We start from the raw sequence: 24408 nt of genomic DNA, 5'->3' as shown, positions 1-24408 counted from the left end.
TAGAAGAGTAGGTATTTTATTTACCTCCCGGCTTTTGTAGCTCCTCAAAATCGCCAACCACCCATTTGGGTTTGGTGGTGCTAAATGGATCGAGAATGAATCGTCCCGTTTTAGTGTCCAGAATAATCGTTTGTCGATCGCTAGCCACAACCTGAAACCGGCGTATATCCAGAAGGGGCGGGCCGTCGTGGGCGGGCTTGAAGTTGGTTAGCGTCAGTAGGCCGCCCAGAGCAAACGCGCCTAGTAAAAACGAGCGGAGGTCAATAGCAACATAAAAAGTTTTCATACTTGAGGATCTTGAAAAATCACTGCAAACTCTATTTTGCCGGTTATTATCTTTAACGCTTGAAACGTTGTCTTAGACTTTCAAGCTGTCCTCTTTTTGATGCTCACTTCGCTCGTAAGTTATATACAAGAACGGTCATCCAGCCCCCTTTCCGAGGCAGATCTTAGCCTGCTTGAGGAAGCGTTCATTCCTAAAAAATTAAGAAAAAGACAATTTTTGCTACAGGAAGGCGAAGTCTGTAAATACATCGCCTTTATTGTGAAAGGAGCTACCCGACAATACACCGTCGATGAGAAAGGACTTGAGCATGTACTCAATTTATGCATCGAAAACTGGTGGACGTCTGACCGCGAGAGCTTTCATAAAGAAACACCCTCTATTTACAATATAGATGCCTGGGAAGAAACCGAGTTGCTGTTACTACCCAAGGCAAATGGGTATTATGAACGAGTAAACGCCATTACTGCCTTCACCGAAATGCGCATAAAGCTTGATGATAATCAGCATATGGCTGCTCAGAAACGCCTGAACATGTCCAAAAACTACACGGCTGATTACCGCTATGAGGAATTGACCAAACTATATCCTGAATTTTTGCAACGGTTTCCTCAACATCTGATAGCGTCTTACTTAGGTATAACCAAAGAAACACTTAGCCGTATCCGCCATCAATCAACAAAAAAATAGTCCTACCGATCATTTATTATCCCAATGTCGGCTCGAATACGCATCAACCGAGTAGAGCGGGAAGAACATTGTTTCCTGCTCCGTTAAATTGGCCGCGTAGCCAACGGTTTCAAACCAGGTAAACATACGGGCTGTTTCTTCACCCGCCTGTTCCCTAGACTGCTATAGGCCCTTATTGAGCATCCATAAAAACAAACAGATGCGCTACTTTTCCATTTTCCAGCACAAAAAAATCCATACCGGTTAACACATTCGGCTGGGGGCCGGTACGAATATCCCAGTATAACCGGGCTCCGTTTTGCGTACTTTCCATGGGTTTTGCTACCGTAAACGTGAAATTGGCATCACCCACGAATAGCTTATCAATAAAATCAGAAACGGCGGCAGTACCGGTAAGGATAAAATCCTTGTCGTACATGCTTATGTCGTCGGCGTAGATCGTCTGCATCAGGGCATCACGCGTTGTCCGGTCTTTTTCGTTCCAGACAGCCGTATGGGTTTGCTGGAGAGTATTCATTAATTGGGCATCCATAAGTAGACTGGCTGATTGGTCTCCCAAAACGATGTGGTTTGGCTGCTCAAAAGTAAGTGTTGCCCTGGGTGCCAAACGTTGATGTATATCAATAAAGATAGGCACATCAGCCAGTCGCTGCCCGTCAAGCCAGGCAACAAATGAACATTGCGTAAGCTACGGATAGTAGTTGACAGTGATTAAAAGAGGCCGTCCAATTAAACGCCCCATTTAACAGGCAAACCTCTGAAAGGCCATTCGTCTCCGTTTTAATACCCGTCCAACATAGTTAGTAGCCTACGCTCCCTTAGTCTACACGTCGATGACGCCGGAGTTGGCCCTTGCTGGAAACGCTGGTACACTTAGATGGTACACCCGTGCGCGATTTGCCGCCGTTTGTACGGATGAGCATCGAGCTACCAGACGCCATTTCAGTCGCCTTCGATAGTTGATTAACAGAGAAAGCTCGTAATGAGCCATTGCACCTCTCTTAAGTCTCCAAAGTACACTAACGTCGGAGCCATCCGGCGCAATAACTGTTTCGACCGGTAAGCGTTTTGTATCAAAATCTGTTACGGTGAACCTTCGTTTCGTTGGAGGTCATCGGTAGTCAGCACTCAGTTATTCAATGGACTTTACGTGTAGAGACTGCGTAGAGAATAGTAAAAATAGTGTAAACTAATAGGTGTATGGTCCCAGAGTGAGCTAGGGCCATACACCTGATACAGAATCAATAAGATTCCGTGTTAACCTGATTATTACCGTTCAATCACAAACTATCTACAATTGCTCCGTAACCTCGTTGCGACGCCTGCTGTAAGAGCTGACGCTCAACCCCATGGATGTCTTGAAAGGATTGGGGGCGATCCAATTGCATCCTGATCGTTTTCCGATAGACACGAATTGGGGATGGTAATCCTTCCGTCTCCTTAAAATTTGACAACACGAAACCCCGGTAACCAAGGCCCCCTTCCTCCGATGACTCCTCCGCAATAGGCAGCGACTTTAATAAAGCTACCAACTCGGTACTTTCTTCCTCCGATAAGGTCCACGTTGGATTAGGCCTACCACTAAACACATCCAGTTCTACTTTCATGGCTGTTGGCTGCTGTTGTTTTTCCAAGGAACAACTTAGACACAAAACTACCAACCCTATGGCTAAATTCCTGCCATTCTTCATCGCACCTTCATGCCCGTGGGCGAAAATCGATATCCACAAAAGATCGTGTATGGGCCACGACTGCAGTTTTGAGGTGTTAGAGTAGTGCCATTGATAATTCTACCCAAGTTATCGGTGTTTCGTACCGCTGTTTGGCCGGGTTTGTGTGCCCAGAAACCTGCAGAATGCCTACGATACCAATGGTAATCTACCCCAGGCCATATCACTAAGGCTACATTTTTGTTTGAACCCGAACACGTTGTTTTGCAGCCGTCCCAATTGGCCGCTGTACCTACATTATTACAAGCTGGAGCACCAGCATACGGATGACCAGAAATACGCCCGGGCTGAGCGAACGTGTTGGATTTGTAGTTCATCGCATAATTATAACAATTATTAAAAGATTGAACGGCCGGAACATTCCAGAAGCCGGGGTTGTAAGCCGTATTTTGAATGATGCATGCCGCAGCTGCCGATAGCGACTCGATATCTTCCAATGCTTCCTTCTCTTCAATGGGTTCAGCCGGAAATGTTTCGGTGCCCTGTTGACTTAGCTGGAGCGTGTCCTGGATGTAAGCCAGCACATCCTGATCTACCGCGTGCTGACCCGTAGACAGAAGCCAGCGAACCGCATTGTCGGTTTCTTCCCCACTAAGGGTTGACAGCTTTGACTTCGTCCCGGCGTAATCTGCCGCAAGCGAACCACCCAAACGAAAGCTATCCGTCACATTGTCCGGCAGTTTTTCATCTGAGGTAGCCGTAACCGTTAGGCCTCGAAAGCCTAGGGTGTTCTCCACGGCATCCAAGGGAGCCAAGGCTTTATTGGCTACCCGTTCCAATAATTGCTGGGTGTTTTTTTCACTAAGTCTCCAGGAGGGGTTAGGCCTGCCCGAGAATACATCAAGTGTAACAATCATGAGTGTAAGGTTTAGATGTGAAAAATTGAGAACTGAATTAATTTTTGTCCTACTGGAGAAATACCAATTCACCAGGTTATCTCGGCATCCGGCGGACCGATGTCAATGTTGTGCTCTGGAGACACGTCAGCAACGCCAGGAACTGACCGAAGCTTCTTGGCAACATCGTCGCTGGCAGTTCCAGTGACACACCCAATTTCGGCAAGTACCTGATCAACAGTTAAACCAACCTTGGTCAAATCCTTTGAAACGTCGCTTATTGGTCGTTGGTTAGACAAAGTGATAACCCATTTTTTGTCATTAGCCATAGTGGTACTGGAATGATTTAGTAATTGATTATCGGCGGCAAATACTACCGGCAAGCATAAAACGACAATCCAACGGTTGTACCTGTGTGGATGATGGTTCCAGTGGGCAGGCATCCGTATATTGAGTATATGTTTAGGACCTTAGGGAGCCTGAACCAGCCCCGCCCCGACTCGCGTTCTGGGGAAAGGCAGCGGTTTAGCAGTTGCCAGTAACTTTCGCCACAGCTTTTGGCCGCGCAGATCGGGGGACGTCTCTGCCCAAAGGGCCGCACAACCGGCTATGTGAGCCGTGGCCGAGGCACTACCGCTCCAGGTTTGATACAGGCGTGGTCTTGGATAGGAAGAAAGGATATCCACTCCGGGACCTACAAGCTCAATTTTACCAATTGGTGAAAACGGAGTGGGTTGCAGGGTTTTACCCACTGCCCCTACCGACATGATTGTGGGTGAGTTGGCTGGCGCACCTACTGAGGAGCCTGAACTACCTGCCGCAGCAATAATTAAGCATCCATTCGTGAGGGCCGCTTGGCCAGCGGCAGTGTAAGCCGGCTGCGGACCTCCGGGACCACCCACAGCCGCGAGGATTACGGGGCATCGGTTAGCAATGGCCCAGTTCATGCCTGCTAACACACTACCTCCGACGCTTGAACCCGAGTTAGACAAGATTTTAGCCACAAAGATTGAGGAGCGAAACCCGATGCCATAACGTGGGATAGTACCGGCTGGTGCCTTGGGACCACAAGCCGTGCCGATCATATGCGTTCCGTGACCGTTAAGGTCCTGCACAGGTTGGCCCACGAAGGTGGCACTCACAACCGGACGGCCCACAAAATCGGGATGACCCAGATCAAAGCCGGTGTCAAGCACCGCTACTTTGATACCCATCCCACTACGCACACTAGGCGGCACCTTGCAAGCAATTAACCCCCAGGTTGCCCCCACTACCTGCGCGTCCTCTTCGGTTTCCACTTGCTGATTGCTAGCACCTGGCTGCCAATTCTGGGAAATCATCTGGGCGGCCCGCTGAAAACCACGCAGAAACTCATTGGTACTGCCCTGGGTCCTTTCGGCAAAGTTTTGGTTTGAATAATCAGTGAAGGTAAAATATTCGGGGTCGATGGACTCAATTAAGCTATTTGTAGCAGTATCAGATTGTATTCCCATACCGCGTTCCTGTGCGGCATTACTCCCAACTAGGGCAACACCGATCTCGGGTAAAAAAACTGCATCGGCATCGCCTGCACTTTCCAGGGTGATAGCCTGACCATCGAAATCCCGAGCATCAGCCACCCGCATGCCCTGGGTTGTCTGTAGGGACTTTAGAGCAGCTTCACCTGAGCCGTTTTTGTAAGTAATCAGGTACCGACCAGTTTGAGCGCTGTCATCACCCCGTTCCAGGGCAGCCATCAGCAGTTCTTCAACAGGAGAGGAAGCGCTATTCACAAGTCCCCCCTTACGAGAATTAGGTTTGTCTTTCTTGGTAACCATGACTGTATACGTCCATTTATTGGGTGATTAACCGGTTCATTTGATCGGCATGTTTACGGTCTGAGTTAACGTTGGCCTTTTGAGATGTGGATTCTTTCCGCTGGGTCAAACAAGTTTATCAACAGCTAGGCCAGCACGAATCAAACACGCTGAACGTTCGGCCTGCTTACAGCTGGGAGAGTGCTCCAAGGTCAATAAAGGGTATCAGGCGAAACAGTTGTTTTACCGTGGCGTAATCGGCCTGCTGAAAACTACCAGCAGGCCGATTAAACGAAGTGTACACGCTTCTAGGGAGCCTGAACCAGCCCGGCACCAACCTGAGAAGCGGGGAACGGTAAACGCCTGGCTGTTGCCTGTAGCCTTTGCCATAAAGCCCGGCCGCGCATGTTGGGAGAAGTCTCTGCCCAGAGGGCCGCACAACCAGCTACGTGTGGCGTGGCCATACTGGTGCCATTTTTATTACCATATCGAACAGGACGGGGCACAGACGAGAAAATGTCTCGACCTGGAGCCGCAATATCAATTTTGCCTCTGGCGGAGAACGAAGAAGGTTGCAAATTGGAATCCAGCGAAGCCACCGACATGATGGTTGGTGAATTAGCTGGTGCACCTGTCGGACCAGGTCCATTATTGCCTGCTGCGGCAATAATTAAGCATCCATTCGTGAGGGCCGCTTGACCAGCAGCAGTGTAAGCCGGATGCGGACCTCCGGGACCACCCAGAGACATTGAAATCACTTGACATCGGTTAGCGATGGCCCAGTTCATGCCTGCTAACACACTACCTCCGACGCTTGAACCCGAGTTAGACAAGACTTTACCCACAAAGATTGAGGAGCGAAACCCGATGCCATAGCGGGGAGTAGTACCGGCTGGCGTTCTGGGACCACAGGCCGTGCCAATGCAATGCGTTCCATGACTGTGCAAGTCCTGCACAGGTTGGCCCACGAAGGTGGCACCCACAACCGGACGCCCTAAAAAATCAGGATGACCCAAATCAAAGCCCGTGTCAAGCACCGCTACTTTGATACCCATCCCACTCCGTATACTGGCCGGTACCCGACAGGCTCTTACCCCCCAGGTCGCCCCAAGTACCTGCACTTCTTCTTCTATTTCTGATTGAGAATGCCCGTTCCCCCGCATTTCCTTAGTAATCGTCTCGGTTGCTTGCAGAAAACCACGCAAAAATTCGCTCGAAGCACTCTGGTCTGTTTGAGCAGTACCACTTTGTAAAAACTCGGCGTACGTATTATCTGCGAAGACAAAATACTCAGGATCTATTGACAGGATTGGGCTATCAGAGGCAATCTCTGCAAAAGTGCTCATGTTACGCTCCTGAGCGGCATTGCCACTAAGCAGGGCTACACCGATTTCCGGAAAAACAACTGCGTCGGCATCACCAATATTTTCCAGTATAGCCGCCTGGTCACTAAAGTCACGGGCGTCAGCGACGCGCATTCCCTGAGTCGCTAAGGACTGTGTTCCGTCTTCACCAACACCTTCTTTGAAAGTAGCCAGGTATCGACCTGTTTCAAATGTATTGTCATTACGCTCAAGGGCAGCGAGCAATAGTTCCTCAACGGGTGAAGACACGTGATTAGCCCCATTGGATGAGTTGTTATTTTCTTTCTTTGCCATGATTGGGTAAGGGTTTAGATGTAAAATTTGATTAACTGTTATTTGTAAAAAAGCACAAAAAATTATGACCTAATTAATAGGTTTTGTAATACGGCATATAGGGGCAACCTCTATAAGATTGTAAGTAAAACTGAGTTTATACACGCCACAAGATCTTGGCTACTAATGTCATAGCTGGCAAAAAAAGCCTAGATGACAACGGATCTTCCCGTAAAAACAAAAGACGAACCTACTCTGGTTAATACACTAAGTGAATACATAGGATTAGTCGTTTGAATCGAAAAAAAGGAAACAGGCAACAGTAAAAAATTCAGGCCCACTTTTGATTCTTATCAAAACTGACACAACCACATTGAGATGTATTAGAATGGCTAATGTGCTTTTAGCGGTTATCTATATCTACGCAAATGTTTCACTGTTCTTCAAGGGGTTCTTTCGACAATTGACCTAAAAGAGAAGTAAAGCCCTTGACTTGTCAGCTACTTAATTGGAATACTATTTTGCACTAAGGAAGCTTTAAAACTAGCTGAAGAGTACGGTAGCACTAGTTAGCAATGACTTAACGTAAGCCGAATTTGCCCCCCCTTAATTTCACAGGTCGTAGCGCTCGCGTAATCGTTTGATACTGCGTAGCCGTGTTGCTTTGACCACTTCTGCCGAGCGGTAACCCAACTGCCGGGCAATTTCCTGATCCGAGTAACCTTCCCCCCAAGCCTGTAGAATAGCCTGACTCTTGGCATTAAGCCCTTGAAGTAATCGCTGTAACCGGTCGACATCGTATTTCGTCATTAACTGTTCAAGCGCCGAGCGCCCGTTATCGGGTAAGCTTAGCAGCGTAGCATCGATCTGGCTCGTCTGGTTGATATGATGTCGATAGGTTAACCGAGTCCGCACCTGGTCGATACATTTATAGGTGAATATCCGGTAGATATAGGTCTTCAACGTGGATCGTCCGGTGAAGCAACCCGCGTGCACCTGACGGATAACGGCCAGCAGGGCGTCGGAGTAGGCACTTTGGGACGCATCCTGACTGAGCCGGTGCTTCCGCATCCCAATTTTGATCAGATAGTAATAGCGCTTAAAAAGCAGCGACTCAAAAAAGGTCTGTTTGGGCCCATCGGCTTGAATACCGGTAATTAGCTGTTCGTCGACTAAACGTTTTGATGTGGATAAGGAATTCATAGCAGGTAGTTGATTGAGTTATATTGATCACTAGGCTAGCGGCTTTCCCTTTTTTGATTCGAGCCGGTGAGTACACGGACCTTGATGAGGGTCAGGCCTTCTCAGCGACCGCACGTCTTAGAAGAGTTACCAGAAACGAAGTTAGAAATGGAATAAGCGCCTGTCTATTAGTCTCTCGTGAACGGTTCATTGAGCGGGGTGAATAGTCAATTTTATGAGGTAGGCCGCTTGCTCCCTCAACCGTTTGTCGGTTCACAATCCAGAAGTTACCGTTCACCCAAGAAGCTTTGGATGGCTGGATCAAGCAACGGAACTTTAGTTACTTAAATAGGACAAGTTCGATTAAAAGAAGAAAGAGAACCGTGCCAGCGAGCGATCACCTCTCCAATCAGCATCTCAAAGCCATGAAGAAATTACTACCGTATCTCATGCTGACTTTAATCGCCCTGGTCATCTATCCACTCACTCGATGGCTGAACCTGGTTTGGGATAAGCGCGTGTATACGCAGCAAGTCCCCAATCGAGCTTATGTAAACCGGCTCAATGAACAATGCCGCACCGTGTGGTACAGCAGCATTCGGGAAGCCTCCCGGTATAATCAGCAAGCCTTGCGGCTTGCTTTAAGGCTCAACGATCCAACCGGGCAGGCTGAAGCTTACCGCTGCTTAGGCGTTATTCTGCTCAATAAGCAAGACACCTACCATGCCCGTCCTTATCTACAGTATGCCCAGAAGCGCTTTCAACAACTGGATGACAAAGCAGGCCAAGCCGCCACCCTGTCTAATCTAGGCACTTGTCACATCCGCTATAATGAGTTTAGGCAGGCCAGTAGTGTGCTGGAGAAGGCTCACCGGCTCTATAAGGAGGTTAATGATGGGCTGGGCATTAGTGAGGTGATGCATCTATTTGGCGATCTGGCCTATAAGCAACATAATTACGTAGCCGCTATAACTCATTATCAGCAATCGCTCACGCTTCGGCAATCCCTTGGCGATGACTTCAATAGCGTGCTCACTTTAGTGCAACTCGGTCATTTGTATGCATATACTGATCAGCGCACCATTGCCCTAAGCTACTTTCAAAAAGCACTTGACCTGGCTACTCACCAACGCAATCAGTTGGTTATTGCCCAGGCCTGTTTGGGTATGGGCATGGTCTTTCAGCGCCAGGGCCGTTATGCTCACGCCTTAACTGCTTATCAGCGCAGTGCCCGGGCAGATGAAACTTTTACGGGCTATAAAAATCCCTGGTACTACAAACAGATGGCTGATTTGTATAAACAACAACAGCAATTCGAGTTGGCTTTAAAGTACTATCAACAAAGTCTACAGGCCCCACAAACCCGGCATGGACAAACCACCTCCTATCTGTCCGTAGAGCTTTATCAGGAGATAGCCGATCTGTATCAACAACAGGGTAAGTATGCACAGGCTCTGACCCAACTTCAACAAGCGATGCGGCTGATCCGGGCAGGTAATCCCCTATGGATTGATGCCCGGATACTTCCGGTTTATAACCGCATGAGCCAGCTTTACCTCCACTGGGGTAAGTACGCCCTGGCTAAGCAACAGGGGCTACTTAGTCTGCAAGGAGCGCAAAAGCAGCGGTCCTCTTCTGGAGTACAAGATGCTCATCTCACCTTGGCCAGGATATATGCCGGGCAGGGAGATACTGCCCAGGCCTACCGGCATCACCTGCAATATACGGCCCTTCGAGAATCCAGGCTGCTTGAAGAGATTAATACAGCCGCCATCCTTAAGAACAATTTAGCCATCCACCAAAAGGAGAATCAGGTTAGTCTGCTTTGGCAACAGACCCAGCAACAGAATGGGGAAATGAAAAGCTTAAAACAGCGTAATTACGCCTTACTGGCCTCGCTATTGCTGTTTGTTATCCTGATCGGCGTGATCATCCGACAATACCGGCATAATCAGCAAACCACTCGGTTGATTGCTGAGCAAGACCGGCAACTGGAGGCCCAGCGGCTTCGGGAACTGGAGCAAAGCTTCGAACACCGGCAAGCCGAATCGGAACTGGCCGCTCTGCGCGCTCAGATGAACCCTCATTTTATTTTCAACTGCTTAAACTCCATTAAGCTCTATGCCTCCGATAATGAAGCGGCCAAAGCTTCGGTTTACTTAACGAAGTTTGCCCGCCTGATACGGCTGGTGCTGGAGAACTCCCGCTCGGAGCGGGTGAGCCTACAAAATGAACTGGAAGCTTTGCGGCTGTATTGTGATATGGAGATCATGCGCTTTAAAGACAAGCTGATCTGTCAGATTACGGTGGAAGAGGGCCTTGATGCGGAATTTGTCGAAATTCCCCCTTTGCTCATTCAGCCCTACGTTGAGAATGCCATCTGGCATGGCTTAATGCACAAAGAAAACGGAGGAACGGTCTGGATACGGGTTGCACAGGCCCCATCCGATCAATTGCAGGTTACCATCACCGATGATGGCGTGGGCCGGTCTCAAGCCGCCCGGCTAGCCAGCAAGTCGGCCGACAAGAGGAAATCGTTCGGCATGAAAATGACCAGTGAACGATTAGACCTCATTAATCAGGTCTATCAGACCGATACTACCGTTGTGATCGAGGATTTAATGGATGCTCATCACCAGCCTTCGGGCACCCGAGTCGTTCTCCACATACCCATCTGATGCCGTTGATCGGTCAACACCAAGCTAGGCTTACCCTTTAAAAAAAGTTAATGATGTTAAGGACGATACTGATTGACGATGAACAGGATTGTGTGAATTTGCTGGCTCGTGAATTAACCCTTCACTGTCCTCAGATAGAAATTATTGGCCAGACAACCAGTAGTCCAGAGGGCTTACGACTCATCCAACAGCAACAACCAGACCTGGTATTTCTGGACATTGAGATGCCGCGTCTGAACGGGTTTCAGCTGCTGGAAAAGGTGGGTGAACTCTTTTTTCAACTTGTCTTTGTAACGGCTTATAACGAGTATGCGGTGAAAGCGTTTCGCTATAGTGCCCTTGATTACCTACTCAAACCGATTGATGTTGAGGAGTTAAAAGCTGCCGTAAGTAAGGCCACCCGACAGCAACGCATCGACGGACGTCAGGTAGCGATGCTGCAACGGCAATTACAGGAACGTCAGCTAGCGGATAAGATAGCGGTCCCTTACCAGAATGGCATCGTTTTTCTAGCTCTGAAGGATATTCTCTACTGCGAAGCCGATAACAATTACACGCGCGTTATTGCCACGCAGAATCGACATTTTCTGCTGACCCGCACCTTACGGGAAGTGCAGCACTTTCTGGAAGAGCGTAACTTCATGCGGGTTCATCGGCAGTTTTTAATCAATCTGGACCAGATAAAAATGTTTATGAAAGGAGAAGGCCAGTACCTGATTATGAATAATGAGGTAAGCATTCCGGTGGCCCGCCAGCAGAAAGAAAAGTTAATACAGCGCTTTGGCTGGTTATAAACAAGGAAGCCGTGGTTCAACTAACGCCTAAATTAAGAAGCAGGCAGATGCATGAAAGCATCGGCGTCTCGCATAGGAGTTTTTGCAAGGCAGTAGGTTTTTCATATTCGTCTAACTCAATCAGTCGCCTACGGGTAGTTCTTCATTTCATAGATACCAGCGATTAAACCAAGCCGGGCAGGGGTTGTCTAAACCTTATGGATCGAAATAGTGCTGGTTGGCCTTTACTGCGTGTTCATCATCGCTCGGCCGTTGAATGGCGAGATGTAAAGGAGTTAGTCTTTTTAGAAGGGTCCGCCAATTATACCTGGCTGGTATGGACCGATGACTGCCGTTTACTTCTTCCCTATACGATGAAGACTGTACTAGCCAGCTTACCCGCTGCCCAGTTTATTCGTTTGCACCGGCGGTATGCGGTAAACCAACGGTTTATTGATCAATCTCAAAGCCTTTCGGACATCGGTCGCGTGCGTTTAACCACGGGCGATGTCTGTTTGCCTGTTTCCCGACGCCGGAGAAGTCAGCTTCGTCACCAGTTGATGGAAGCCCAAACGGCGAGCGGTATATCCTGGTTGGGTTTTGCCCAACGTCCCGCTCCCTGAGCACCAAGCTGATTTTGTTTCCCTAAAAACGTTGGGGGCGTAACACCAACAGTGGATTAACCGGAAGCGACGTTTTACATTGGACAGTTCGTGAAACGGATCGTCTACTCAAAGAAGCCTTTTTTTAAGACGGTAATCTTTTCCTAGTGTCCAATACAATCCGTCGATGCCACTAACCGGGAAACTGAGTACGTTTGAGTGATCTAAAGAACCCGGCAGGGAAACTGGGATTCAACGTTTAAAAAACAAAAACCCCTACGCGTCAGGTTGGAGAACCGCTACGTAGGGGACGCGTGGACAAGGTTACCAATCAAGCCCACCGGAGTAAAGGTAAGCGGATTCTAAACAACATGTAGTTTAAATGCAAAAAACACCCCATCATCTGACTGGATGCGGCCGCTTTATTTCCGGGCAAAGGCTGGTTAGCGCTTAAGCACCTTCAGCGTTTGGCTCTGAGTTGAGGTGCTCACCCGAAGTAAGAGGAGACCGGCCGGTTGGGTGCTCACGGGTAAGACTTGGTACTCGACCCCGCCAGCCTGCTCCACCCACCGCTCACTCACCGGGCGACCGGCCGGGTCGCTCAGCTGCAACCGCAGGGGCTGGTCGGCAGCGCCCCGCACCTCGATCTGGAGAACGTCCCCCATCACGGGGTTGCCCAAAACCCGCACCTGCAAGCCCGTACCTGCTTCGGGGGCACCCAATCGGCCCGACGCCTGGCAACCCACCAGCCAGTTGTAGCGGTAAGTGGCTACGGTACCCCCTTGCTGAGCGCTCAGGATGATGATGGGGTTGTCGGTGTATACCTGTAACGTGTAAGGCCCCGGCCCAGTAGTGGGCACCAACTGGTTAACCACCGCGAAGCGGATAGGTTGCCCGTTGAGACCCGCGTACTGGGGAGTGAAGGTCAGCCGGCGCTCACCAGCCGTCACCGTTTCACAGCTTACCGTCGTCACGCCAGTGATGCTGAAGGGCGGGCTCGGTATGGCGCAGCTAGTCAGCACCGAGACGTTGTTGGAAGAAAAGTTTGCAGTAGCCAGATCAGGCTTACCATCGCCATTAAAGTCGCCCACGACTACTGAATTGGGAGCCTCACCGACGGCCACGCTCGGACCCCTACTAAAGTCTCCGCGACCCTGGCCCAGCAACACCGAGACGTTGTTAGAAGCTAGATTTGCGGTGGCCAAATCGGTTCGGCCGTCGCCGTTGAAGTCGCCCACCGCTACCGAATTGGGAACATCACCGACGGCCACGTCCGAAGCCAGGCTAAAGTCTCCGCGGCCAGTGCCCAGCAACACCGAAACCGTATTAGAATTGGCGTTTGCGGTAACCAGGTCAGGCTTACCATCGCCATTAAAGTCGCCCACCGCTACGGACTCAGGACCATTACCAACGGCAAAGTTGCTCACCGGCTCAAATTCCCCGTTACCCTGGCTCAGCAACACCGAGACATTACCAGCACGCCCGCTTGTTGTGGCGATGTCGGCTCGGCCGTCGCCGTTAAAGTCGCCCACGGCTACGGCAAGGGGACTACCCCCCAGGGTCGCATCCGGAGCCCTGCTAAAATCTCCACGGCCATTGCCCAGCAACACCGAGACAATGTTAAACGAAAAGTTTGCTACGGCCAGATCGATTCGGCCATCGCCGTTGAAGTCGCCCACCGCTACGGCACTGGGACTACCACCCAGGGGCACACTTGGCGCCATACTAAATCCCCCACTACCCTTACTGAGCAGCACCGAGACGTTTTGAGAATGGCTGTTTGCCGTGGCGATATCTGCTCGGCCATCGCCGTTGAAGTCGCCCACCGCTACAGAAAAGGGAGCCTCACCGACGGCAAAGTTGCCCACCGTTTCAAAGCCCCCGCTGCCATTACCCAGTAGCACAGAGACGTTGTCAGAACCGGCGTTTGCCGTGGCCAGGTCGAGCTTGCCATCGCCATTAAAGTCGCCCACCGCTATGGAAAAGGGATTAACGCCAGCGGGTAGTGTAGCGTGGCTGAGCGAAACCGTTGTCGCCTTGAAACACTGCCCCCAGCCCACACGGCTGAGACTGGTCAATAGCAAAGCGACTAGCCCCGCCCGGCTAAGCCAGTTAGAGCGACCTGTCTTGGGAGAGCCAAGGTCCTGAAGAGTTGAGGAAGGGATCGGAAAAGAAGAAGTCATACGATATGAGTAAGTTTAGGAAAGATAAACAAGAGCAATACCAATCGTAAAGTCACTAAAGGAACCTGGCGTGAGCAACTCTTTGGATAGCCGTACAGGTAACTTATAGGCTTGGCCGATACTATCAATAACAACTAGAAAACTTAGGACGTGTTGACAAGTAGGCTAACAAATATAATCAGGCAGCTTTTACGTTTCGTTAACATTCTTTTACTATCCCTCCAACACATTTCAACACAAAGACTGGTAGGTTTGCGGCCCACCGCAGTGGTTAAAATTAGTTGGTATCAAAAAAGAAAAATGATGAACTACTCCCGCCAATATGCTTTGCTCTTACTATCTGTTTTCCTCAGTTCCTGCAGACAAAACCAAACAACCGTACCAAAAGATACCATCAAGTCCGAAATTAAAGACATAGGGCCAAACATGATGGTTCGTACTATTAGAAAAGGCAGCAATGGCACCATCTTGATTGCTGGCCCAAACAACGAATCATTTGGCGATGTTTTTCGATACGATTCCCGCCTGCCGGACGAACAGAGAAAATCGTTTACTAATCTTACCAGTAAACTAGGTCAGCACAAATTCCAGGATGTTCTGGAAGATCGACGAGGAAATCTTTGGTTCGCTTCCACGGATTCAGGCGTTTATTATTACAACGGAAAATCCCTGCCTACCGGACAGGCAGACATTCAACATTTCACTACCACCGAGGGACTTGCCAGTAATCGAGTTACGTCTGTTTATGAAGATAAAGCCGGCATTATTTGGTTCGGCACTGGAGGTGGACTAAGTCGGTACGATCCCAGAGGGGCAGTCGGGAAATCGTTTCGAAATTTCACCTCTCCGAACGCCCCGCTTTTTTATAAAGAAGGGCATTGGAATAATGATATTCATACAATCCTTGAAGATAAAACAGGGAAATTGTGGGTTGGCACAAGGGGCGACGCCTTTGTTTATGATGGAAAAAAATTTACCACGTTAACGCATAAAGGCGAACCTTTTCTCGACGTTTGGAGCATAATCGAAGATAGAAAAGGTACTATTTGGCTCAGCGGTTACAATGGCTTTAATGGCAATAGCGGTGGCCTCTATCGCTATGACGGCAGTACCTTTACGAAGGTATCGGAGCGAGGTGCTTATGCTATAATCCAGGATAAACAAGGAAACATCTGGACTACTGGTCCGGTAAACCCTGCTAACTGGACGGTCCAGGCACTTTCCCGTTATGAGGCAAAGTCCCTGTATAGTGAGAAGCCCACTGTAACCGAAATCAGGTCAGGAAAAGCTTTTCTGGGGCTCTTGGAAGCGAACGATGGCAGTATTTGGTTTGGCGATGCGACCGGCGTGTATCGGTATGATGGAAAGACCATCACGGACTTTTATAATAAAGAGGGTCAGAAAAAATATAGTATAGATACGAAGCAAAGTGTTATCATCTGGAAAGGCTCTATGCTACTTGGTGGATGGGAAGGTTCCAAGTTTCTTGGTGATGGTTCCCATACAGGGGACGTCGATCTAGTAAAAGGAGAATTGTTGATCGACAACCGTCATCTGGTAGGCGGTGCCGTTGAAGTCGACATGACTACCATTGAAAAATTTGATGATCAACCTTCATACAATAAATTACCTGCATTTTTTGATGTCAAAAAATTCCCTGTTTCTACGTTCGCCATTTCGAAGGTTGAAACAGGGAATGATGGAAATACAAAAGTTCCGAATGATGGAAGTATAAGAGTTAATGAAGGAAATATAAAAGTTACAGGGAACCTGACCATGGAAGGTATCACGAAGGCAGTTACTTTTCCAGCCAAGATACATTTTAAGGACGGCATGGACGGAACTATCGAGATGAATGGTACGCTGGTCATTGATCGAACCGATTGGGGTATCGATTCTGGATCGGAAAAGCACTTTTATAAGTCTGGTGATGGAACTATTTCGGACAACGTTAAACTCTTTATGAAAATCGTAGCAAAAAAAATAAATAGGTAGTGCTGTTTCTCAAAAAGCCCGAATTAATGAGCAAATGCATGAAGACGTCGTCGTCTTATGGGGGAGCCTTTTGAGAGACAATGACTTTTTAACATCTATCCAACGCCATCAGTCGCATACGGCCGCTGGCCTACGTTAATGACTTGTCGACCAGGCCATTACCGACGGCAATTAAGATATGGTGCTTTGACGTGTTTTTCATGGCGTATGCGGTCCCAGGCGAATTAGGAATGGGTTGGGGTGAGGATTACCTTGCCGTATGCCGTTCGGGATTCGGCCAGTTCCATGGCCTGCCGAATGTGGTCAAGGGGAAAACGGGCGGCAATGCGGGGGCTTAGCACACCACTGGCCAGCAGACTCATGATCTGGGCAAAATCGTCCTGTGAGCGGGTTTGAAACGCCTGACTACCCCGACCCGCCATGACGTCATAGAACAAGGCCTTTCGACCATTCGGCAGCAGGTTCCACCAGGTTAGGTGGGCGATCAGGTCGATGAAGTTAAGTAGCATCGATTTTTCACTCAGCATGGCCGAAGCAATGGCGTAGCTGACCAGGGTGCCACCTCGTTTGAGTAAGCGAAAAGACTGCGTAATACCGGCACCACCCACATTATCAAAAACGGCATCGACCCCCTCCGGCACCAGTTGCCGTATCTGCTCGGCCCAATTTGAGTCGTTATAATCGATGGGCTCAACGCCCTGTTCTTTCAGGGTGGCGTGGTGCCGATGCGACGCCAGTCCGATGACCCGTACGCCAGCGTGCCGGGCCAGTTGGACCAATGTTGTGCCGACACCACCATTGGCGCCATGCACGACGATGGTTTGACCCGCGCGAATGTGGGCTTTCCGATGCAGCATCTGCCAAGCCGTGAGCCCATTAACGACCAGGGCTTCGGCTTCGGCCGGATCAATCCCATCCGGAACAAGCAACAACTCGCTGGCAGAGCGCAGGGAATAGCTGGCCCAGCCCCCGGTTTTGGTCAGGGCGGCCACCCGTTTGCCCATCCACGAGGCATCAACGCCCGGACCAATGGCCACTACCGTGCCGACCAGATCGTAACCCGGCACAAAAGGAAACGCTGGCTGGCCCGGATAGCGGTCACGGCGCATGGCCTGCTCGGCAAAGGAGATGCCACTGGCTTCTACCCGAACGATCACCTGGCCCGTCGCTGGCTGGCTGAGTTCGTTGTTGTGCATGACGAATCCACTGGGTTCCACCGGGGCCGGTAGCACGACCTCCTGGCTAACGAATGGGATCGAATTGGCTTCTTTTATGGGTTGCATCGCTTTGTCTGTTTGTCTGCAACAAAGCTACCGGACCACCCCGGACCAAAACGATAACAAAAGATAAGAACAGATTAAGCTGCCTTGCCTCACCCGTAGTCGGATCATCCGGCAACCGGTTCGGCTATACTTTATTTAGGTATGATTCGGTTACGAATTCGACTCATGCTGACGGGGGTAATGCCCAGGTAGGTGGCAATGTAGTGCTGGGGAACGCGCTGAAGAAGGTGACGCTGATCGCCTTCCAGCAGGGCCAGATAGCGTTCTTCGGGGCTAAGCATCAACAGGCCTGCCATCCGCTCTTCCAACGCCACCATCACATATTCGGCAAATAATCGACCAAATTCCTGCCAGCCCGTATACTGACTGAAGAGGGCTTTCAGGACGGGGTAAGGAAAGACCAGACAGGTAGCGTCACTGAGGGCCTCGATACTAACGGGCGATGGCCGGGCGGTGATGCAGCTCATATAAGCCGCTATCAACTGCTGGTCAAAGAAGAAATAGGTGGTGCGTTCTTCGCCCTCTTTGGTATAAAACTGCCGGAATATGCCCTCCAGGACAAAGCCTATCTGACTGGCAACAACCCCCTGCGTGACCATGAATTGGTTTTTTTTCAGGTGGATGATCGACAGGTGTGGCTCCAGGCCATGCCATTCTTCATCCGACAACGCCACAAACTGGTGAATATGCTGCCGCAGTTGTCGGGCTGCCTGGTGTAGCGAATCGTTCATAGGTTATGTTGGTACACAAAAACCCTAAAATGGGTCATTCAACGAATTGATCAACGAGAAGAAGCTCAATAGTATTCCCTTGTTGAGGCTACCCAATGGTTTATACTGTTAAGCAAAAGCCGATCGCTTAAACCGCGTGTTCAATTCCATCGGTAGCCTACAGACAAGCTCCGCCTGCACTTCCCTATACCGGCTCCCGATTCGCATCGACCCAATAGCCAAGACCCACGACCAGCCATAGTATCTGAGCGCTCCAGGCTAGGGCTGCGACACTGGCCGGGGCCGGACCGAGGGCAGCGCCCACATAAACGAGCACTAAAAAGGCGATCATACCCCAGAGGGCGAAGCGACCGGTGCGGTTACGCGCCCGGGTGTGGCGCATATATACCCATAGACCGACCGCCAGCGAGCCCAGTTCGAGTACCAGCGTTGCGGGCAGATTTTGCCAAAGACCGAGTCCTGCTTTAGGGGATTGGCCGAAGTAAAGGGGCAGGTCAGGACGGTGCATGATCAGGTCGAGCAGCCAGTGACTGGGCACCAGCAAGCCCACCAGCAGGGCTTCCCGCCAATTGCGCCGGAACAGGCCGTAAGCGAGGCCCAGGGCTAGCCCGAGTACCACTTCCGCCAGCAGACTGTGCGAGAAGGGATAATACACGAAGTCAAGGGGCGAGGCTGCCAGCAGACCGGGACGGATTTCGACGCGCTCTACGCCTAGCAGCAGCAGGGTGGGCCAAAGTAAATCAGCCAGCTGTGTCGCCAGAAACAAGGTGCCCAGTGACACGCGCGGTTGCAGGGGCTTGGTCGCCAGACCGACCCCAAAATGACCTAAAAACATGGAAGTAACCCAGTGGGCGTTAGTATGTGTCAAAGTTATTATGTGCCGATGGCTGGCTTGTTGACCGATTCCGAAAATCGGATTGACTTTTCGCGCAAGGCGTTAAAAAAGCATCGAAATGAACGTCATTCGGTAATTAATGGCCCTTACATAATGCCACGATGCGACCAACGACCCGGTGCCTTTTAAGGTCAATATGGCGTAGGGCTCTACGGTAAAAATGCTCCTTCTACGCTTCGGGATGGGCTAGCCAAGCAGTTCGATGGTAGCCCAGGCGTTTAAAACGGCTATTTCGCCGTCCGGCGGAACGTACCGGGTGTTTGGCCGGTCCAGCGACGAAACGCCCGGATAAACACACTCGGCTCGGCGAAACCCAGCAGTAACGCGATGTCTTTTATGCTAAGGATGTGGTCGCGCAGGTGGCGTTCAGCCAGCTCACGGCGTACTTCATCGAGCAGTTGCTGGTAGCTGTAGCCGTCCTGATGCAGTTGCCGCTGGAGGATGCGGGGGCTAAGGCTCAGGGCCTCGGCCACGGCTTCCAGAGTGGGTTCGGATTGAACCAACAGGCGCAACAATTCGTGGCGTACGCGATCGGCAAGAGCGGGCAGTTCGTGCAGTCGGTCCAGCAGGGCGGCAGCGTGCGGTTCGAGCAGGGCCAATAGTCGCGGGTCGGCGGTAGGGATGGGTAGCGCTAAGACGGTGGCTGGCAGGCGCAGGGCCGAATAGGAGGTACCAAACTGCACTTGGGCAGGCGCAAAAACACGAACGTGTTCGCGGGTATCGGCTGGTGCAGGGTAGGCCAGGTATAACGCTTCGGGAGCTAGAGACTGGCCACTCAGCAGCCGCAGCATGTGCAGGTAAATGGATAGCTCGGAGTTGAGCACAAAGTGCGGGTACACGATAGCGGGGCTGATTAGGTCGACGACCAGTTCCACGCTGTCGCCCAGGTGGCGCAGGCTGATGCGCGTTCCGCTGCAAACGATGTCCTGATAGCGGCACAACTTTTGGATGGCAACGCCCAGGGTGGGGCTATGCATGAGTACGTACGCCAGCACGCCGTAGCTGCTGTGGTGGACATGCTGGGCCATATGCAGATCGAGGTGCGGGTCGCCTGTGGCCTCTACAGCCAGGCCCCACAGGCGTTGCATGGTCGCCATGGGCACCCGGCCGTCGGGATCTTCCAACTGGGTACTATCCAACCCAACTGCCTGGCTCAACGCCCCGGCATCGGCCCCGCATTGCGAGACGGCATAGAGCAGCCCCTTTACGGAAGCGGAAGAAATGGTAGCGTCGGTAGGCATTTGTTTACCTTAAGTTGTCTAAGGCTACCAGCATCTGGTAGTTGGTTCGTTGACTATCAGGCAACCGCTAATTCAGTAGTTGGCTTCGTCTGAGCGGCTGCCTCACTCAGGTGCGTATCGGCAAAACCCGTCGTGTATTTCAATCCGGCTCCTATCAGTCTATCCATTGAGGAGTGGCCAAAGAGCAGTATACCCGCCAGCGTCAACTCATTGTTTTGTAGCACTAACCCAGCTACGCCAACCGCAATGGCCAATGCCTTGTGGTGGACCAGGTTGTAGCTAAACGCACCCACTTTAGCATTCAGCAGATACCCCAGCATACTCACATCGGGAACCAGCAACAAAGCAGGGTATACCCACCAAACGAATGGCAGTTTGGCGAACAGAAAGATCGAGAGGGCGAATTGGGCAGCTTCTTCTAATTTGATGAGCGTTTTCATACGTGTAAGGCGTTTGTTTTACCTATAGGCCAAAGGTACGGCCGTGTTCGGGACAGACTCCTTAACAAAAGATAACGAAATAGACTCAGAGACACGGGGATAATGCACAAATACGGGCCTTTTAGGAGACAGGTAATTTTTGACTATCTACAAGCGCTATCATTCTCATACGGCAGAACCCATCCTGGGAAACATTAGGATGGGTTCGGAGAATAGTATCATATTCCAGCCCGTACCTTGAAAGTTAGGCCATAAGACTAAATCGCTTTCACATGAAAATCCTCTTCATGACTACCCTTTGCTTACTTCTTTACGCGCTGGTAGTCAATTATCGCCAGTCAGATGTTCCTCCATCTTATAACGTATCAAAACCGTTAGAAGAACTGGATTGGTTGAAGGCAACTGTAGCCGACACGGTAAGCACTAAAGATCAGAGTTTGTCTGTCCACCAAGCTACTTAAAGGGATCGAACGGTTTATTTAGTTTTCATTACTCCTGGCCCAGACAGGGGGTAACCACCTCTAATCGGTCGCATACAGCCCAGGAGAACGCATGTGCAAGAGATGGCTTTTCCTATTTGTAACTGCCATTAATCAACAAATTACCATCTACCGTGACCGAGTAACTCTCAACGTTTTCATATTCTTTCACTGAATAGGCTTCCCCTGGCTGAAAGGGGTACTTTTGCTTGAACGTTTCCTCAGCTTGCTGGCGGGTTTGATTAACAAAAACGGCACAGTATTGATACGATTCTTGCTGATAAACAATCAGGATAACCGGACTGGGATTAGGCAAATAAGCGGCAGTTTGATTTTCCATAACTAATGCGGTTTGTTAGTTGACCAGTTAGAAACTGCTTGACAATACGCTTTGTTTGGTTGGCCCTCACAGACTGGTGGCTAACGAATGGGTCAGATTCAAGATTGCCTCTACCGCCTTAAATCAGGATCCTGTCTTTTCTCAAGTCGTTACCCATCGCATTCAGTATCCGGTCAAACCGGCTTTGCGGGAATGTCTTACCCCAAGGATATCGACTTACTTGGTGATCGTGTTCTGTTAAGTGAAGTAAAGGTCTTTGCTTCTAGCCCAAGCAGCACCTTACAACTCAATAGTTTCCCCGCCGGTAAACAGATTGAACAGTAACCTCTTTTCTGCTGCAAATTAAACGCAGCGTTTTCATGGACACTGAGTTATCCATTTAATCTGGCCTATACGCCCTTAAACGAACGATAGGACCGGTGGACCGTGCAACGTGAAGCCGTATAGCCAATATCCCTTAACCGCCTGTTTCCAAGCAGCTTATAAACTTAATGACTTGGCCTGGCTTTGTACAAAACACCCGAATCTTGTCTACAATTTACCCAAACTGATATACTATTGGATATAAATGATATTATGTCAACCCTTTTATACAAGTATTCACAACAAGTTAATCTACTTAGTCTATCTTTATGATAAACATTTCATAGTGAGACTCTTCCTCTCCCCGGCATCTTAACCGGTGGGTAGAGCCACTCCCTTCGCCCGACGCCTGTATGCTACCTGCTTTCGACCGTCTGATGATTAGGCGTATCCGCCTGACGATTACCTTGTACTGCCGCCAATTGATGACCCGGCAGGCTCTGGTCAACCAGCAGCGGCTGGCGGTTTATCTGGAACAGCATCTAACTCCGGCCGATTGGCTATTCTGGCAGGGGCTATCCCTGGATGACCGAACCGCGCTCAACCTGGAGGCTCAGCCAATCCTACAGCGGCAGCAGTTCGAACGGGTGTTTAAACGCTATAAACGGGCAGGCCATGAGCGCGCTCAAGGCTGGTATCAAGCGGTAAGCCAGTCGTCGGATACCCGGATCTAATATTCTTCTTCTCACACGGACCTTTACATACTCAAACTATGATCTTTCTCTTCACCGTGTCGCATCCCCAAAAAGGAATCAACAGTTTTTCCTTTCGCCAGTATTCACTCGAAGCCGGGTTAGATTTCATCAATTACCTGTGTATCGAGCCAGACGATCAGCTGCTTAGCGCTCATGTGATTGACGAGGATGGAGCGACCTCCCTACCGGTGGCTGCTTTCGATGGGCAATCGTTTTCCCAGCCTATCCACGAGTTGGCCCAAGTTTGGCAGGCTCTTTTACCCAAAGCCAAGTCAGGCAAACGGGGAATCCATCGGTTGTATCCCAAGGCCGCTCCCTTGCCAAGGCTGCCGCTAGCTCAGGAGTCGATTGATCAACTCATCGAGCAACTTCAATCCAGTCAGACCCGGATGGATCAACAAAGCCAATGGTTGAATCAACTCGATGAGTTTCATCAGTGGGCCATGATCGAGTCCCTACCCAGTCGAGCTGGTCTGCTGGTGTGTTATGCGCATCAAATCGCTTCTCTAAAGGAGCAAATCCGTCAGTCCAGGGTCTATCATGCGCAACTTACATACCGGCTGGATGACCTTTTAGGGCTAGAGCATCGCTACTGAGTACGTACTTTTCCCACTCTTCCACGTGGTTCAATAGAAGGGGACGAGGAGGAAGAAGGGGCTTATTTTTGGGGCTTTTTCAGCAGCGTAGGCGGGGGATGATGGCGGTCCGTTCGTCAGAAAGCACGAGTTCACGGATCGAAGCCTTTTGGTGGACGAAACCCTTGACACGCTCAATCACAGGGATCTAGTCCGTCTCTAGTGGTGTAGGGCTAAAATTTACGACGGCTGAAATTAGCCCAGGAAGCCAGGTTTAACCGCCAATCAGCGGTCATTCAATAACTGAAAATCAGCTATTTGCAGTGCTAAGCTAAGTTGGTATCGACGTTGGCAACCGCTACGATACCGAGACAACAATCGCTCTGCTGTTAGTGAAAGCGCGTCAATCGACGGCTTTTGTGCCACTTCAGAACACCATAGTTTAAAAATCCAGACCATAAAGCAGACCGAAATGGACAAAAAACCAATTATCGTGATTGACGATGATGATGAGGATTTAGAATTGATATTACTAGCCTTCTCGGAATTGGCTATGGAGAATGAAATCATCGTTTTCAACGATGGGTTAAAATTTCTGGACCACATCCGATCAACCGAAGAAAGAACATTTTTTATTCTGTGCGACATCAACATGCACAAGATATCCGGTCTTGAACTCAAAAAAATGATCTATGATGATGAAGCGTTGCGGATAAAATGTGTTCCCTTCATCTTTATGTCGACCAGCGATTCATCGAGTTCGGTGATGAAAGCGTATAGCTATGGGGTGCAAGGCTACTTTATAAAGCCTAACTCAATAGAAAAATTGAAGAGCATACTACATAGTATGATAACCTACTGGAGTGAATCCCAACACCCAAATTTCTGATCATTTACATTCAATGTTGGGCTCTGCCGATAATGAAGTATTTTTTGTCTTTTACACCGGCTAACCAGGTGTATTACCCTCTAAAGATTAGG

24 protein-coding genes are annotated in these 24408 nt (G+C 49.9%); 10 read left to right on the top strand and 14 right to left on the bottom strand.

Annotation, left to right across the window (positions count from 1 at the left end):
* Nucleotides 1-16: 16 nt before the first annotated feature.
* Nucleotides 17-286, bottom strand: a complete 270-nt coding sequence (locus CRO74_RS15870; RefSeq protein ID WP_097126994.1) for a hypothetical protein — start codon at nucleotides 284-286, stop codon at nucleotides 17-19.
* A gap of 99 nt (nucleotides 287-385) precedes the next feature.
* Here CRO74_RS15870 and CRO74_RS15865 point away from each other — a divergent pair, with 99 nt between their 5' ends.
* On the top strand, nucleotides 386-973 hold the full coding sequence (locus CRO74_RS15865) for a Crp/Fnr family transcriptional regulator (RefSeq protein WP_097126993.1): 588 nt from the start codon (nucleotides 386-388) through the stop codon (nucleotides 971-973).
* A gap of 172 nt (nucleotides 974-1145) precedes the next feature.
* Here the strand turns inward: CRO74_RS15865 and CRO74_RS15860 are convergent, their stop codons facing one another.
* The 6 genes from CRO74_RS15860 to CRO74_RS15830 form a co-directional block, all read right to left on the bottom strand.
* Nucleotides 1146-1505 (bottom strand): nuclear transport factor 2 family protein, encoded by a 360-nt coding sequence (locus CRO74_RS15860; RefSeq protein WP_097126992.1) that lies wholly within the window; start codon nucleotides 1503-1505, stop codon nucleotides 1146-1148.
* Between the two features lie 1155 nt (nucleotides 1506-2660).
* Nucleotides 2661-3560, bottom strand: a complete 900-nt coding sequence (locus CRO74_RS15850; protein WP_097126990.1) for a hypothetical protein — start codon at nucleotides 3558-3560, stop codon at nucleotides 2661-2663.
* Between the two features lie 68 nt (nucleotides 3561-3628).
* Nucleotides 3629-3982 carry a hypothetical protein gene (locus CRO74_RS15845; protein ID WP_144035929.1) on the bottom strand — a complete coding sequence of 118 codons (354 nt, stop codon included), beginning with the start codon at nucleotides 3980-3982 and terminating at the stop codon, nucleotides 3629-3631.
* 27 nt (nucleotides 3983-4009) lie between these two features.
* Complete coding sequence (locus tag CRO74_RS15840) at nucleotides 4010-5356, bottom strand: S8 family serine peptidase (protein ID WP_218840221.1); 1347 nt, start codon at nucleotides 5354-5356, stop codon at nucleotides 4010-4012.
* 287 nt (nucleotides 5357-5643) lie between these two features.
* Nucleotides 5644-6993 (bottom strand): S8 family serine peptidase, encoded by a 1350-nt coding sequence (locus tag CRO74_RS15835; protein WP_097126988.1) that lies wholly within the window; start codon nucleotides 6991-6993, stop codon nucleotides 5644-5646.
* A gap of 591 nt (nucleotides 6994-7584) precedes the next feature.
* A complete protein-coding gene (locus CRO74_RS15830; RefSeq protein ID WP_097126987.1) occupies nucleotides 7585-8175 on the bottom strand; it encodes an RNA polymerase sigma factor in 591 nt (196 codons plus the stop codon).
* A gap of 404 nt (nucleotides 8176-8579) precedes the next feature.
* Between CRO74_RS15830 and CRO74_RS15825 the strand changes: the two genes are divergently transcribed.
* From CRO74_RS15825 to CRO74_RS15815, 3 genes are all read left to right on the top strand, one after another.
* Nucleotides 8580-10832: a tetratricopeptide repeat protein gene (locus CRO74_RS15825; RefSeq protein WP_097126986.1), complete on the top strand. Its 2253-nt coding sequence runs from the start codon at nucleotides 8580-8582 to the stop codon at nucleotides 10830-10832.
* Between the two features lie 50 nt (nucleotides 10833-10882).
* A complete protein-coding gene (locus tag CRO74_RS15820; RefSeq protein WP_097126985.1) occupies nucleotides 10883-11626 on the top strand; it encodes a LytR/AlgR family response regulator transcription factor in 744 nt (247 codons plus the stop codon).
* A gap of 197 nt (nucleotides 11627-11823) precedes the next feature.
* A complete protein-coding gene (locus CRO74_RS15815) occupies nucleotides 11824-12228 on the top strand; it encodes a LytR/AlgR family response regulator transcription factor (RefSeq protein ID WP_097126984.1) in 405 nt (134 codons plus the stop codon).
* A gap of 422 nt (nucleotides 12229-12650) precedes the next feature.
* On the opposite strand, the gene CRO74_RS15810 is transcribed toward CRO74_RS15815, so the two are convergent.
* Complete coding sequence (locus CRO74_RS15810; RefSeq protein ID WP_097126983.1) at nucleotides 12651-14390, bottom strand: FG-GAP repeat domain-containing protein; 1740 nt, start codon at nucleotides 14388-14390, stop codon at nucleotides 12651-12653.
* Nucleotides 14391-14690: 300 nt separating this feature from the next.
* Here CRO74_RS15810 and CRO74_RS15805 point away from each other — a divergent pair, with 300 nt between their 5' ends.
* Nucleotides 14691-16385 carry a two-component regulator propeller domain-containing protein gene (locus CRO74_RS15805; protein ID WP_245877866.1) on the top strand — a complete coding sequence of 565 codons (1695 nt, stop codon included), beginning with the start codon at nucleotides 14691-14693 and terminating at the stop codon, nucleotides 16383-16385.
* A gap of 224 nt (nucleotides 16386-16609) precedes the next feature.
* On the opposite strand, the gene CRO74_RS15800 is transcribed toward CRO74_RS15805, so the two are convergent.
* From CRO74_RS15800 to CRO74_RS15780, 5 genes are all read right to left on the bottom strand, one after another.
* Nucleotides 16610-17668: a medium chain dehydrogenase/reductase family protein gene (locus tag CRO74_RS15800; protein WP_097126982.1), complete on the bottom strand. Its 1059-nt coding sequence runs from the start codon at nucleotides 17666-17668 to the stop codon at nucleotides 16610-16612.
* Between the two features lie 131 nt (nucleotides 17669-17799).
* Nucleotides 17800-18399, bottom strand: a complete 600-nt coding sequence (locus CRO74_RS15795; protein WP_097126981.1) for a Crp/Fnr family transcriptional regulator — start codon at nucleotides 18397-18399, stop codon at nucleotides 17800-17802.
* Nucleotides 18400-18583: 184 nt separating this feature from the next.
* Nucleotides 18584-19234 carry a hypothetical protein gene (locus tag CRO74_RS15790; protein ID WP_097126980.1) on the bottom strand — a complete coding sequence of 217 codons (651 nt, stop codon included), beginning with the start codon at nucleotides 19232-19234 and terminating at the stop codon, nucleotides 18584-18586.
* Between the two features lie 287 nt (nucleotides 19235-19521).
* Complete coding sequence (locus CRO74_RS15785; protein WP_097126979.1) at nucleotides 19522-20535, bottom strand: AraC family transcriptional regulator; 1014 nt, start codon at nucleotides 20533-20535, stop codon at nucleotides 19522-19524.
* Between the two features lie 56 nt (nucleotides 20536-20591).
* Nucleotides 20592-20975, bottom strand: a complete 384-nt coding sequence (locus CRO74_RS15780) for a DUF4260 domain-containing protein (RefSeq protein WP_097126978.1) — start codon at nucleotides 20973-20975, stop codon at nucleotides 20592-20594.
* 272 nt (nucleotides 20976-21247) lie between these two features.
* Here CRO74_RS15780 and CRO74_RS31320 point away from each other — a divergent pair, with 272 nt between their 5' ends.
* Nucleotides 21248-21436, top strand: coding sequence for a hypothetical protein (locus tag CRO74_RS31320; protein ID WP_144035928.1), 189 nt, complete (start codon nucleotides 21248-21250; stop codon nucleotides 21434-21436).
* Between the two features lie 112 nt (nucleotides 21437-21548).
* On the opposite strand, the gene CRO74_RS15775 is transcribed toward CRO74_RS31320, so the two are convergent.
* Nucleotides 21549-21794, bottom strand: coding sequence for a hypothetical protein (locus CRO74_RS15775; protein WP_097126977.1), 246 nt, complete (start codon nucleotides 21792-21794; stop codon nucleotides 21549-21551).
* 192 nt (nucleotides 21795-21986) lie between these two features.
* Between CRO74_RS15775 and CRO74_RS32225 the strand changes: the two genes are divergently transcribed.
* From CRO74_RS32225 to CRO74_RS15760, 4 genes are all read left to right on the top strand, one after another.
* On the top strand, nucleotides 21987-22118 hold the full coding sequence (locus CRO74_RS32225; protein ID WP_262508221.1) for a hypothetical protein: 132 nt from the start codon (nucleotides 21987-21989) through the stop codon (nucleotides 22116-22118).
* A gap of 392 nt (nucleotides 22119-22510) precedes the next feature.
* Nucleotides 22511-22831 (top strand): hypothetical protein, encoded by a 321-nt coding sequence (locus tag CRO74_RS15770; protein ID WP_144035927.1) that lies wholly within the window; start codon nucleotides 22511-22513, stop codon nucleotides 22829-22831.
* Nucleotides 22832-22869: 38 nt separating this feature from the next.
* Complete coding sequence (locus CRO74_RS15765; protein WP_097126975.1) at nucleotides 22870-23448, top strand: hypothetical protein; 579 nt, start codon at nucleotides 22870-22872, stop codon at nucleotides 23446-23448.
* A gap of 451 nt (nucleotides 23449-23899) precedes the next feature.
* Nucleotides 23900-24316, top strand: coding sequence for a response regulator (locus tag CRO74_RS15760; RefSeq protein WP_097126974.1), 417 nt, complete (start codon nucleotides 23900-23902; stop codon nucleotides 24314-24316).
* The last annotated feature ends 92 nt before the right edge of the window (nucleotides 24317-24408 follow it).

Source organism: Spirosoma fluviale (genome assembly GCF_900230225.1).
Taxonomy (GTDB): domain Bacteria; phylum Bacteroidota; class Bacteroidia; order Cytophagales; family Spirosomataceae; genus Spirosoma; species Spirosoma fluviale.
This window is presented reverse-complemented; position numbering and strand designations above follow the sequence as displayed.

What these genes read in the sequence shown, in the direction of transcription:
- CRO74_RS15870 (WP_097126994.1), bottom strand. Translation starts at nt 286, where the DNA reads ATGAAAACTTTTTATGTTGCTATTGACCTCCGCTCGTTTTTACTAGGC.
- CRO74_RS15865 (WP_097126993.1), top strand. Translation starts at nt 386, where the DNA reads ATGCTCACTTCGCTCGTAAGTTATATACAAGAACGGTCATCCAGCCCC.
- CRO74_RS15860 (WP_097126992.1), bottom strand. Translation starts at nt 1,505, where the DNA reads ATGGATGCCCAATTAATGAATACTCTCCAGCAAACCCATACGGCTGTC.
- CRO74_RS15850 (WP_097126990.1), bottom strand. Translation starts at nt 3,560, where the DNA reads ATGATTGTTACACTTGATGTATTCTCGGGCAGGCCTAACCCCTCCTGG.
- CRO74_RS15845 (WP_144035929.1), bottom strand. Translation starts at nt 3,982, where the DNA reads ATGCCTGCCCACTGGAACCATCATCCACACAGGTACAACCGTTGGATT.
- CRO74_RS15840 (WP_218840221.1), bottom strand. Translation starts at nt 5,356, where the DNA reads ATGGTTACCAAGAAAGACAAACCTAATTCTCGTAAGGGGGGACTTGTG.
- CRO74_RS15835 (WP_097126988.1), bottom strand. Translation starts at nt 6,993, where the DNA reads ATGGCAAAGAAAGAAAATAACAACTCATCCAATGGGGCTAATCACGTG.
- CRO74_RS15830 (WP_097126987.1), bottom strand. Translation starts at nt 8,175, where the DNA reads ATGAATTCCTTATCCACATCAAAACGTTTAGTCGACGAACAGCTAATT.
- CRO74_RS15825 (WP_097126986.1), top strand. Translation starts at nt 8,580, where the DNA reads ATGAAGAAATTACTACCGTATCTCATGCTGACTTTAATCGCCCTGGTC.
- CRO74_RS15820 (WP_097126985.1), top strand. Translation starts at nt 10,883, where the DNA reads ATGATGTTAAGGACGATACTGATTGACGATGAACAGGATTGTGTGAAT.
- CRO74_RS15815 (WP_097126984.1), top strand. Translation starts at nt 11,824, where the DNA reads ATGGATCGAAATAGTGCTGGTTGGCCTTTACTGCGTGTTCATCATCGC.
- CRO74_RS15810 (WP_097126983.1), bottom strand. Translation starts at nt 14,390, where the DNA reads ATGACTTCTTCTTTTCCGATCCCTTCCTCAACTCTTCAGGACCTTGGC.
- CRO74_RS15805 (WP_245877866.1), top strand. Translation starts at nt 14,691, where the DNA reads ATGATGAACTACTCCCGCCAATATGCTTTGCTCTTACTATCTGTTTTC.
- CRO74_RS15800 (WP_097126982.1), bottom strand. Translation starts at nt 17,668, where the DNA reads ATGCAACCCATAAAAGAAGCCAATTCGATCCCATTCGTTAGCCAGGAG.
- CRO74_RS15795 (WP_097126981.1), bottom strand. Translation starts at nt 18,399, where the DNA reads ATGAACGATTCGCTACACCAGGCAGCCCGACAACTGCGGCAGCATATT.
- CRO74_RS15790 (WP_097126980.1), bottom strand. Translation starts at nt 19,234, where the DNA reads ATGTTTTTAGGTCATTTTGGGGTCGGTCTGGCGACCAAGCCCCTGCAA.
- CRO74_RS15785 (WP_097126979.1), bottom strand. Translation starts at nt 20,535, where the DNA reads ATGCCTACCGACGCTACCATTTCTTCCGCTTCCGTAAAGGGGCTGCTC.
- CRO74_RS15780 (WP_097126978.1), bottom strand. Translation starts at nt 20,975, where the DNA reads ATGAAAACGCTCATCAAATTAGAAGAAGCTGCCCAATTCGCCCTCTCG.
- CRO74_RS31320 (WP_144035928.1), top strand. Translation starts at nt 21,248, where the DNA reads ATGAAAATCCTCTTCATGACTACCCTTTGCTTACTTCTTTACGCGCTG.
- CRO74_RS15775 (WP_097126977.1), bottom strand. Translation starts at nt 21,794, where the DNA reads ATGGAAAATCAAACTGCCGCTTATTTGCCTAATCCCAGTCCGGTTATC.
- CRO74_RS32225 (WP_262508221.1), top strand. Translation starts at nt 21,987, where the DNA reads ATGTCTTACCCCAAGGATATCGACTTACTTGGTGATCGTGTTCTGTTA.
- CRO74_RS15770 (WP_144035927.1), top strand. Translation starts at nt 22,511, where the DNA reads ATGCTACCTGCTTTCGACCGTCTGATGATTAGGCGTATCCGCCTGACG.
- CRO74_RS15765 (WP_097126975.1), top strand. Translation starts at nt 22,870, where the DNA reads ATGATCTTTCTCTTCACCGTGTCGCATCCCCAAAAAGGAATCAACAGT.
- CRO74_RS15760 (WP_097126974.1), top strand. Translation starts at nt 23,900, where the DNA reads ATGGACAAAAAACCAATTATCGTGATTGACGATGATGATGAGGATTTA.